General features: G+C 40.7%; 11 protein-coding genes. 6 read left to right on the top strand and 5 right to left on the bottom strand.

Going from position 1 to position 11,265, the window contains the following annotated elements; translation table 11 throughout:
* Window positions 1-286: 286 nt before the first annotated feature.
* The 3 genes from IIC38_18220 to IIC38_18210 are packed head-to-tail and all read right to left on the bottom strand — an operon-like array spanning window position 287 to window position 2,936.
* Entirely contained in the window at window positions 287-1,411 is a 1,125-nt protein-coding gene (locus IIC38_18220) for an IscS subfamily cysteine desulfurase (GenBank protein ID MCH8127863.1), read from the bottom strand.
* A 21-nt stretch (window positions 1,412-1,432) separates the two neighbouring features.
* Window positions 1,433-2,710 carry an ATP-grasp domain-containing protein gene (locus IIC38_18215; protein MCH8127862.1) on the bottom strand — a complete coding sequence of 426 codons (1,278 nt, stop codon included), beginning with the start codon at window positions 2,708-2,710 and terminating at the stop codon, window positions 1,433-1,435.
* 22 nt (window positions 2,711-2,732) lie between these two features.
* The gene (locus IIC38_18210) at window positions 2,733-2,936 is read right to left on the bottom strand and encodes a DUF2905 domain-containing protein (protein MCH8127861.1); all 204 of its coding nucleotides are present in this window, start codon (window positions 2,934-2,936) and stop codon (window positions 2,733-2,735) included.
* Between the two features lie 432 nt (window positions 2,937-3,368).
* On the opposite strand from IIC38_18210, the gene IIC38_18205 reads away from it, so the two are divergent.
* The 5 genes from IIC38_18205 (at window position 3,369) to ychF (ending at window position 8,380) form a co-directional block, all read left to right on the top strand.
* Complete coding sequence (locus IIC38_18205; protein ID MCH8127860.1) at window positions 3,369-5,099, top strand: ATP-dependent helicase; 1,731 nt, start codon at window positions 3,369-3,371, stop codon at window positions 5,097-5,099.
* On the top strand, window positions 5,096-5,560 hold the full coding sequence (locus IIC38_18200) for a VOC family protein (protein ID MCH8127859.1): 465 nt from the start codon (window positions 5,096-5,098) through the stop codon (window positions 5,558-5,560). Before IIC38_18205 ends, IIC38_18200 begins: the two co-directional genes overlap by 4 nt.
* Before the next feature lie 612 nt (window positions 5,561-6,172).
* Window positions 6,173-7,057 carry a phosphoribosylaminoimidazolesuccinocarboxamide synthase gene (locus tag IIC38_18195; GenBank protein MCH8127858.1) on the top strand — a complete coding sequence of 295 codons (885 nt, stop codon included), beginning with the start codon at window positions 6,173-6,175 and terminating at the stop codon, window positions 7,055-7,057.
* Window positions 7,057-7,284 (top strand): DUF454 family protein, encoded by a 228-nt coding sequence (locus IIC38_18190; protein ID MCH8127857.1) that lies wholly within the window; start codon window positions 7,057-7,059, stop codon window positions 7,282-7,284. Before IIC38_18195 ends, IIC38_18190 begins: the two co-directional genes overlap by 1 nt.
* Before the next feature lie 4 nt (window positions 7,285-7,288).
* On the top strand, window positions 7,289-8,380 hold the full coding sequence (gene ychF, locus IIC38_18185) for a redox-regulated ATPase YchF (protein ID MCH8127856.1): 1,092 nt from the start codon (window positions 7,289-7,291) through the stop codon (window positions 8,378-8,380).
* A 129-nt stretch (window positions 8,381-8,509) separates the two neighbouring features.
* On the opposite strand, the gene IIC38_18180 is transcribed toward ychF, so the two are convergent.
* Together IIC38_18180 and IIC38_18175 are read right to left on the bottom strand one after the other, a co-directional pair.
* A complete protein-coding gene (locus tag IIC38_18180) occupies window positions 8,510-9,142 on the bottom strand; it encodes a hypothetical protein (GenBank protein ID MCH8127855.1) in 633 nt (210 codons plus the stop codon).
* 21 nt (window positions 9,143-9,163) lie between these two features.
* Entirely contained in the window at window positions 9,164-10,060 is an 897-nt protein-coding gene (locus tag IIC38_18175; GenBank protein MCH8127854.1) for a DUF3667 domain-containing protein, read from the bottom strand.
* A gap of 398 nt (window positions 10,061-10,458) precedes the next feature.
* On the opposite strand from IIC38_18175, the gene IIC38_18170 reads away from it, so the two are divergent.
* The coding region (locus tag IIC38_18170) for a hypothetical protein (protein ID MCH8127853.1) at window positions 10,459-11,265 on the top strand (807 nt) is incomplete at its 3' end.

The following is an 11,265-nucleotide window of genomic DNA, read 5'->3' as shown; positions in this document are numbered from 1 at the left end:
AAACTCGACAACTAGTGTCATCCCGGTAATCTTTTAAGCCGGAATCTAATCATTCCAAGCTGTTAAGATTCCCGCTGAAAGCATGCGGGAATGACAAAAACGGTGTTTTCGTTCAGGCACTAACTAAATTTTAGGGTCTTGAAGATAAGTTATTTATGAGGTGATTTCCAGCAATAAGGAGGTAGTTAGAAGTGGCGCCCTTTAATAACTTTTTCTTCTCTCATTTTTGTGGATTGCTGTTCTTTAGATGTTGAAAAAATTTAATTGGTTTCATCATTTTCCCATTTTACTCATTTAATAGCTTATCAATTTCTTCAACAGCACGATCTATTTCTTCAGCCGTAGTAAATCTCCCCACTGACAAGCGGATGGTTCCCATAGCGTATTCCAGGGGGACCTGCATCGCCTTAAGTACTATCGAAACATCAACCTGGCCGCTGTGACAGGCAGCGCCCGCGGAAGCTGCCACATTGGGTAATTCCGCAAGGATGGTGTTGGCTTCAAGCCCCACAAAGGAAACGCTGGAAGTATTGGGTAGCCGTTTGTCCGGATGCCCGTTAATGCGGATATTCGGGAACCGCATTTTCAATCCCTGTTCCAGACGATTACGCATTTCTAGCATGTGCTCTTGATACCTGGCCAAATTCTCATGGATCAATTCACATGCTTCACCCAATCCGACAATTTCCAGGACGTTTTCAGTTCCGGCACGGCGGTTTATTTCATGATCCGCGCCATGTATCAATTTTTCCAATTGCACTCCAGATCGAATATAAAGCGCGCCAATGCCTTTGGGTGCATACAGTTTGTGTCCCGCTATTGATAATAAATCCACTCCCAACTCATCTATATGAACCGGGATTTTTCCTACGGATTGGGCGCTATCAGTATGAACTAAAATCTCATGGTCATGCGCCAATTTGGTGATTTCTTTAATGGGTTCAATGGTTCCGACTTCATTATTGGCATGCATGATCGTGATCAGAGTGGTTTCGGAAGTAATGGCTTCTGCTACATGTTTTGGATTAATTAAGCCGAATTGATCTACCGGTAAAAAAGTAACTGTGAAGCCGTTTTTCTCAAGATATTTGCAAACCTGCAGAACAGCCGGGTGCTCAATTGATGAGGTGATGATGTGGTTGCCTTTGTCTCGACAGGCTTGGACAGCTCCTTTAATTGCGTAATTATTGGATTCGGAACCACCGCCGGTAAACACAATTTCGTCGGTCTCACAGTGCAGTAAAGCGGCCACTTGCTGGCGGGCTTTCTCAACCGCTTTTTTTGTAGTCACACCAAAAATATGGCTGCTGGAGGGATTGCCGAAATTTGAATGTAGAAAAGGCAACATAACTTCTGCTACATGAGGATCGATAGGTGTAGTAGCGTTGTAATCTAAATAAATTGAATTCATCGAATAAACTCTTAATTTCAGCTACTGATTCGCATTGCTATGGGGAATGGCATCTGTTCTACCATTGGGCTGAATCAAAATTTCCAACTCCCCATACGCTTCCCTGATTGCATTTTCGACAAACTCCGGGGATTCACCCCTGGCAAAAATGAAACCCAAATACCGCGAACTTTTTGGCAGTACCTCTACTTTTTGGCCTATGGGAATTGAAATGATGATACTCTCGATCCCTTCTACCTGGAGAGCCCGGTCTTTAGATTTCACCTCCTGAAAAATTCCCGCGCTTGGCGGGGGGATCATCATCACGCCTGCTGCCTGGGTTTCGCGTTTTATATAGCTTATGTCCATTCCTATTGCATTCATAAGAACGACATCCTCTAATGAAATCCCATTCGAGAATTTAAGCACTTCCGAACAGTAGCCGCCTATTGTACGGTTAGCGATTTCGATTACATAAACACCGTTTTCATTCAATCGTAACTCCGCATGAATAGGTCCCCGCTGCAACCCGATGGCTTTTGCTGCTTTCCCGATAGTACGAAAGATTTTTTCTTGTTGTTTGTGAGATAATTTTGAGGGCGTCACATAAATAGTTTCAGCAAAATACGGTCCTTCCAACGGATCCGGTTTATCAAATAAAGCGAGGATTTTTAATTCTCCATCGATCAGAACACCTTCGACTGCGTACTCATTTCCGGGAATATAATCCTCCACCAGGATATGTTTTTGTGTGTTATCACTTTGTCTTATGATCTCAGGATCGGATAACAAATCCCGGATCATCTGAAATGCGATAAGAAATTCATCTTCAGTATTCGCCCGAATTACACCCCGGCTTGCCGACAATGAGATGGGCTTAAGAACACAAGGATAACCAGCCTTTTTTGCAACAATACCGGCATCCTGGTCAACCTGGCATTTCTCAAACTTCGGTGACAGAAGTCCGTGAGTTTGTAATTTCTGCCGCATCAAAAATTTGTCTCGTGTCGCCTGAACAGCTGCAATTGGGTTATGAGGCAGGTCCAGAGCTTTACTCGCCATAGCTGCCAGGATCACTGTTTCTTCATCCACTCCAACTATAGCTGAAAATGGTTTTGCCTGGGCATATTTCATAATTTTATTCACAGCTAATACAGGTTTATGGAGATTCAATGCCAGGGTTGTGTTGGGAACCAGATCGGCTAATACCTGCTTCCGATCCGTGGCAATGACCGGTTCAATATTTAAAGAAACCGTAGCTGCCATAAATGCACTTGCACGATAGGTAGATGTTGGGAAAATGAGCAGGATTCGAGACATGATTTATTCAATTATTTTTCATTTAGCCACCCTGATAGGAGTCGCAGGGTGTTGAGAATAAAGGTGTCATTTTTGGTTTAACCACATGATTACCGATAAATCGAAAATTTTCCAGCTCGATTACGATATCACCTGGCAGTCTGCCTAAACCGATTTTTTGGATCCACGGCCACGCAAAACCCATGATGAATAAAAACAGACCACTAAATAGGAGGTTTTTTTGCATTTTCCTTAATAACTGTAAAATTCCACTATGGTAAAATATGAAGGGCTCTTCTCATCTGCAAGTTAGTTTTGGCATCATCACCTCATAAATTCTCCATTTATTGCGGCGTTCTGCCATAAATTTCAAAAAATAAATTAAGTGTTGATATTTTTTACACTCACAGTAAAGTGAATATTTTCCTGGGAGACCTGAGCTGGTTGGCAAGGGGTTCAGCCACTGGGATTTTGAAATTACATGTGCACTATGTAAAAATTGGGACAAATTCTTGATTAAATTGCTTTTAATTGCTTTATTCATTCAAAACAATTAGGAATCTTAAAATTATCAAATAGACGGGGTTTGCATGATGACATTCTCTCAAGAGTCAAATTCAATTATATAAGACCTATTCCTGGTTTGTTAAAACTACTGTGAAATAAAGAGTAATCAAAAATGAGACTGACTAACGAACAAAAGGAAATCATTGCCACTTCGGGAAACATCAAAATTAATGCGGTAGCGGGATCGGGAAAGACTACTACCATCCTTGAATATGCTAAAGCAAGGCCCAAGAATAAGAAGATCCTTTATCTCGCTTTCAACAAATCTGTAAAGTTAGAGGCAGAACGGAAATTTAAAAAAGCCGGACTAAACAATGTCAGGATTGAAACGGCCCACTCACTTGCTTATCATCACATTGTAAAAGGCAAAAATTATCAGCTGGTTCCCGCCTATAAAACTTATCAAATAAAGGATCTGCTTGGATTGAGCGGATTCAAAGAAAAACACACAGCATATATTATTGCCAACCATATCAATAAATTCACTTGTTACTTCTGCAACAATAGTGTAAACAAGGTTCAATCCCTAAATTATCTTGATACAATCACCGACCAAAAAGCAAAAACATTTGTCGAGAATTATTATGATATGATTCTCAAACAAACCCGGGTTTTGCTGGCTAAAATGGAGAACAGAGAAACCGAAATCACACATGACTTCTATTTAAAGAAATTTCAACTGGCGAACCCATCTTTGACCTACGACTATATTCTTTTTGATGAAGGACAGGACGCTTCGCCTGCGATGCTTGATGTGTTCCTGAAGCAAAAATCAACCAAAGTCATAGTTGGCGATACTCATCAACAGATATATGGCTGGCGCTATGCCATTAACTCATTGGAAGAAGTAGATTACCCAAGCCTCAGTTTAAGCACTAGTTTTCGATTCGATCCTGAAATTGCATTGCTGGCAACCAGAATTCTAGATTGGAAAAAGCATTTTATGGAATATAAGCCTGTTAAGATTATAGGCGCAGGAAATTCCGATACTGAAAAATCCAAGGTAACAATCGCCAGGACAAATCTATTCTTGTTGGTCAAAGCCATCGAACTTCTTATCGAAAAGCGGGAAATTAAAAACGCCTACTTTGAAGGAAATATTAATTCCTACACTTACGCCGGTGAAGGGGCTTCCATTTACGACGTGTTAAACTTATACAACGGCAATTATCACCTGGTAAGAGATAAGCTCATCAAATCCATGCATAGCATCGCTGAATTAGAAGAATACATTGACAAAACAGAGGATGCTGAATTAGGAATGATGGTTGAAATTGTCGAGAAATACGGAAATGACTTGCCAGACCTGATCAAAGAAGTAAAAAGCAAGCATTTACCTGACAATCAAAAGGACAAAGCTGAAATGATTTTCTCCACTGTGCACCGTTGTAAAGGAATGGAATACGATGATGTAACATTGGTGAATGATTTCATCAATGAGAATGATATACTAAAAATAATAGATAAAGAGGAGGAAAGTTTTGAAAAAAGAAGACTGGCAGAAGAAATTAATTTACTGTATGTGGCTGCAACAAGAACAAAAAACTCGCTGAATATTCCAAAAGAACTTCTACCCAGGTCCAGGATTAGCATTCTTGAGCCAACAACCACAGAAATAGAAACGAAAATTCATGGCATGGAGATTCAAGAAGAGAATAGTAAGACTTACGTTGTTGGAAGAATTAGGAAAAAACATAAAGCTGCTTATCTTCCCTGGACAGATGAATTGGATCTTGAATTGACTGAAATGATTTTCAATGAGACGCCAGTTAAGGAACTTGCAAAACATTTCGGACGGACAGAAGGAGCAATTCGCACCAGAATTATTAAATTAGAGTCATGAGTCCTACGGAAACCGATAAAATTTTCCAAGTGAAACAAGTAGATCACATCGAACTATTTGTACCAAACCGTTATGAAGCTGCTGAGTGGTATGAGAAAGTGTTGGGATTAGAAATAGTAAAGAGTTACGAACATTGGGCTGAAGATCCACGCGGACCGTTGATGATTTCCAGCGATAACGGCAATACCAAGCTTGCCTTATTTGAAGGTCAACCGCAAGGCCGGAGAGAACCGACTGGTTTCCACCGTGTTGCTTTCCGTGTAAATGCTGTAAACTTTGTTGAATTCCTCAAACGTGTGACTGACCTGAAACTTTCGGATCATCGCGGTCAACCCGTCACATCCCAGTCTGCAGTTGATCACCAGCAAGCTTACTCCGTTTATTTCTGTGATCCCTATGGACATCGCTTGGAGGTAACCACATATGATTATGAAAACACAAAGAAGGCGCTGAATAGTTAGCCTAAATTATAAAATAGTTCCACGGGTTTTATTTCGATCGAGAAGTATTAACAAAAGAGGAGGTAGGTCATGAACAATTCCGAACTACTGCAACAAATTTCAATCAATAAGTTACCTCTAAATCAATTTCCTAGCAATCCCAAAACTGTTGAACTTCAATTTCAAATTTTGTATTTATTATTGAGTTCATTCTAAAAAGGTGGGATACCGATTCCATCGCTCTAATAAGTATTGATCATATGGCTAAATCCTTTACGTTACGCGAAATACATTTGCTTGGAAGGGGAATTAGAAATCTCTTCCTTTCCTGGCTTTTAATTATGAGTCGTCCTTGACAAAGAGCTGGAATATTGGCTGCAATTGGCATTGGACTTCAACAGTCGTGCTAAAATATCTAAAAAGAAGAAGAAAAAGCAAGCTTATAGTTAGACATTAATATTAATTCCCACTAGCTTTTTTTATCTAAATTCATAACGTCAGTGTTTTTCATGATTTTATAAATTGAGAAAGCTAATATTCAGGATGCCTGATTGCTTACCCCTTTTTTAAGAAATAATATTTGAATCAAATATGGCACAAACCAGGTATATAAAATCCTTAAAAGGAGAAAGAATGTCCGTCATAACCCAATTAAACTGCCCGAGGCTAAATTTCTTAAGGCGCGGTAAAGTTCGTGAGATTTATGATTTTGGCGATCGATTACTGATCGTTGCAACCGATCGTATCTCCGCTTTTGACTTTGTCATGCCAAACGGCATTCCACAAAAAGGACAGGTTCTCACACAGTTATCCCGATTCTGGTTTGGCAAAACGGAGCAAATCACAAAAAATCATTTAATCTCCACAGAGCTTGCCGAATTCCCTTCAGTTTGTCTTGAGTATAAAGACCAACTCGAGAAAAGGTCCATGCTGGTAATTAAGACCGAACCCTTGCTGGTGGAGTGTATCGTCCGGGGCTACATATCCGGCTCAGGATGGAAGGATTATAAACGCACCGGCGCAATCAGCGGCATCGAATTGCCGCAAAATTTACAAGAATCGGATCGTCTGGCCGAACCGATCTTTACACCGTCAACTAAAAGCGATACCGGCCATGATGAAAATATCTCTTATGACCAGATGGTCGATATTATCGGCGCAGAGCTGTCTCAAACCGTCAAAGAACGAAGTATCGAAGTGTACAATTGGGCGCGCAGTTATGGCGAAGAGCGAGGGATCATCATCGCAGATACAAAATTCGAATTTGGAGAACGGGATGGCGAGATTTATCTCATCGATGAGGTGCTGACTCCGGATTCCTCACGCTTCTGGCCTATGGATCAGTACCAGCCAGGACGGGCACAGATGAGTTTTGACAAGCAATATGTCAGGGATTATCTCGAATCCATTGGCTGGGAAAAGCAGCCACCGGTGCCGGAATTACCTGCCAATGTGGTAAAGAATACCAGTGCAAAATATACCGAAGCCCTGCGACTGTTGAGCGGGGAAACCCTTTAATGGAAAAATCAAAATGGCACGGATATGGCAAAACCATTCGCAGGATCGCCGGATTCTTATTATTAGTTCTGGGAGTTCTCGGTTTATTTTTGCCCATTTTACCAGGTATTGTATTTTTACTTCTAGCTGCGGCCTTGTTTGGGCGCGACTCCATCATCGGTCGTTGGCTTCATGACCGCATTCATTGGTTCGTTGAAAAAGCCAAAAAATTGAGCAAAAAGGAGTAACCTCATGGGTTTTAAATGTGGCATTATCGGCCTGCCAAATGTTGGTAAATCTACATTATTTAATGCCTTAACCAGTCAGCAGGTAGCTGCTTCAAATTATCCTTTTTGTACCGTCGATCCAAACCACGGCATCGTTCCGTTGGAAGATCCACGTTTGGAAATCATCCGGAAAATTTCTGGTTCGGCCAAAGCGGTGCCGACGACCCTGGATTTCATCGATATCGCCGGACTGGTAAAAGGCGCCAGTAAAGGGGAGGGGCTCGGCAATCAATTTCTCAGCAATATCCAGCAGGTGGATGCCCTGGCACATGTGGTCCGTTGTTTCGAAGAGGAAGATGTCGCTCATATAGAATCCGAATTAAACCCGGTACGGGATGTAGAGATCGTCAACCTGGAATTGATTTTGAAGGATATTGAAATCCTGACCAAGAGAAAGCAAACTCTTAATCGCACGTCCAGAGCCGGCGATAAAGTCGCCAGAAAAGAAAAAGAAATCCTTGAAGCAATTCTGGATGAAATCAATGAAGAAAAGATGATCAATGAATTAAAATTGGATGAGTACACATTCGGCTTGCTCAAATCTCTTGGCGTGCTATCCAACAAACCCATTCTCTATATTGCCAATGTCGATGAAGACCATCTTACCGACAGCCCGTTTGTGAAATCATTATTCGAATTTGCCCGGGGGAAAAACGCGGGTGTCTTACAAATCAGCTGCAAGGCCCAGGCTGAAATATCCCAGTTAGACCCCGAAAGCCAGGAACTATTTTTGCAGGAACTCGGCCTGGATGAAACCAGTTTGCAAAAACTGGTGCGGGCGGGATATGAACTGTTGCATCTCATCACATTTTTTACTGCCAATGAAAACGAAACCCATGCCTGGACTGTTCCAGCCGGCACCAATGTGCAACAGGCCGCCGGTAAGATTCACAGCGATTTCGAAGAAGGCTTCATCCGCGCCGAAGTGATGAAGATTGCAGATCTTGAAGAACAAGGCTCCGAGCATGCTTTGCGGGAACTCGGCTTAATTGCGGTGCACGGAAGGGATTATCTTGTAGAAGATGGGGATGTGGTTTTTTATAAGGTGAGGGGTTAGAGGGTGGTGTTTAATTCTTTGCAGAGATAAAACATTTTGATTTTTCTGAATCGATAATATAATTTAATTCGATCACATCAAAAATATTTATCCTATCACTTTTAAATAAAAATCGAATGACATACCCCATCAATCAAGCTCCATCTTATACCAGTCACTTCCCTTTTGTTTGTCAGGTTTAAAACCAATCTTTTTTACAAACCGGATGTGTTCAGGCACGTTTGTCTTAACCAGTAACTCCCTAAAGCCGTGTTTCAAAAAATGCTCCTCCTTATTTTCATAAATGTAAAAAGCATTTTTCAGATCGCGGTAATCCGGAATAACATATTCCACAATTACTTCAAGAACACCTTTGCCTCTTGGCTCGCCGATAAATATTCCGACCGGCATCATATTCCTTGAAACAACAAATACCAGTGGATCTTTTAGCTTGTTATAATCTACACCAGGGAAAAAATGCCTGATATCCTCATCATGGTATTCCAGAAAACGTTGAAAAAATGCTGAAGCTTGAAAGGATTTAACTTGAAATATTTCAAAATAATCTTTCTTGTAATACATCTGAAATAAGTAAATAATATCAATAATCGTGATAGATCCATTTAATACCAGTACCGGATACGCGTCAATCAGGTATCCGTAGGTTGCAAAAGTAGATGCCCCGAAAAGATTGATCCAACGCAGCTTCACCATTGATTTCATCATTAGAGAAATTGCAATTAACACGGTTGCCAGATAGCCGATAATTTCAAGCAAGTTCATTATAAAATTGCCAAAATTTTCTTACTCATACAGAAGAATAGTACCAAAAGCCACAAAAATTATTGAGACAAAAACCACCACGATGTAACAGACAAGTAAAACCAGGAGTTTTGAAATTGTCATCACTATGGACTGGCTGTACACCCGTTTCAGGCTAAGGAATAAGTAAACCGGTATAGCAAATGCCAACAACATAACGATCGGTTTATGGCTAATCATGAAAAACAATTTCATGACAAACAGGATCAAAAATGCAAACGAATGAAAATACAGTCCAAAAACCAAATGATTGACATAGAATGGGTCGGATCGCCAATACATCAATTTCACAAATAAAGCAAATACAGGCACCATGAGGAACATCAGTTGCGGTAATCGACGAACCAGAATTGCATTGACCAATTCGGGGTTTTCGTTCGCCTTTTTTAAATTTATAAAGAATTTATTCTTGAGGGATTTAGAAGTCGACCTTTCCCGCTCTGAATCCTCTTTCAACTGCACTTCACTTGTGTCCGGTGCAACCGGGTCTGTCCTGGTTTCTGTATTTGGCTGGACTGTTGCATCCGTATCTTGAGCCTTTGGCATTTTAGTAACTTTAAAAAGTTTCACATCCGAAAGGGCTAATGTGAAAAAGAATATCACGCTGATGAAAAGATAGAGTCTAAATGGAGAAACATAACGAACACGTTGGCCGGCATTAAACCTGACGGTCAACAATCCCGGTTTGGTTAATAACGGCACAAACGTACGGAAAAACTTCGCATCGAAAGTAAACACGTTTCCCAGGAAATCGGATAATAAGTGCTTGAAAGGAACATTCAGGTGGGTTCGTTTTTGACCGCAATTCCCACAGTAATCCTTTGTTAAAACTTCCCCGCAATTCAGGCAGTGCTTTTCTTTAGAAGATTCTTTTGTCATAAAGCATAAATGAATGATCTATCGATGTCGTTTATTTATAGTATTTCTCATTTAATAAACACCTCTTGCTGTTCTGTTCTATACCGAAAAATAATTCGCATGGTTTTAATTGTCAATCAATATTCCTCTGATTCCCATAATTAGTTTTTAGTATAAAAGCAAACCTCATTTTCAGTATTTTTATTTGGAATTGATATTTAATTTCATTGTTATATTTTTTAAAATCATGAATATTTTAATGCAAGATCATGGATTAGAGATTAAACTATTTGGAGTTGAATGTCTCAGGTTATCTGAGATACATATTCGGAATGAATCCATGGATCTCCTACTCAGAAAAAGGATTATATGCGAGTATAATTATTTCAATATGAGCTTTAACAACTGGACGAATACATATGACAATTGCTAAAAAAATCTTTTGCCGGTATTTTGGAAAAACATTTCTATTGATAATCCTTCATTTTATCTCCACTACAACTTATGCCTTCCAGGGGAATATTTTGGAGGCTCATTTTGATACTGGCACGGACGGCTTTACTTATGTTGATGACGCCTTTCGCGCAACGAATCAACCTGCATATGCATCTGGTATTCACATAAACAATGGTGGTTTTAGTGGGGGAGCGCTTCAGGTCGACCTGGGGGGAATCAACGGAAATGATATACTAAATATGTCGGGTGGTTGGCGACGCAGTTTTGTTGTAAATTCCCAAAATAATGTAGTGGTCATTTTTCGCTATAACCTGATTCAATCTCCGGATTATGAAACCGACGAAGTGAGCCAGGTGCTTCTAAGTATAAATGGCACACTTTATGGAACGGCATCTAATGACTATGTGGATACTATTGTAGGTGATGGTAACGGCGGTGGTTCTGAAACCACCGGCTGGAAACAGGCTTTTATTTATCTAGGCTCTTTAACGACTGGCACCCATACTCTCACAATTGGCGGTTTTAATAATAAGAAGACCACGGCAAGTGAAACCACCCAGATCCTGATTGACGATGTTGTAATCGTCCATAGCGCTAATGTAGGACCGATTGCTGACGCCGGCGGCCATCAGTCTATCCCGGATAAGGGAGATGACGGGATTGAAACAGTCACCCTGGATGGTTCGGGTAGTTACGATCCCGACGGTTCAATCGTGAGCTATGAATGGAGTGAGAACGGAAACCCGACTGCCCTTGGAGAAATTGCAACG

The organism is candidate division KSB1 bacterium (genome assembly GCA_022566355.1).
Taxonomy (GTDB): domain Bacteria; phylum Zhuqueibacterota; class JdFR-76; order JdFR-76; family DREG01; genus JADFJB01.
Note: the sequence above shows the minus strand (reverse complement) of the source record. Positions and strands in the feature narration are given on the sequence as shown.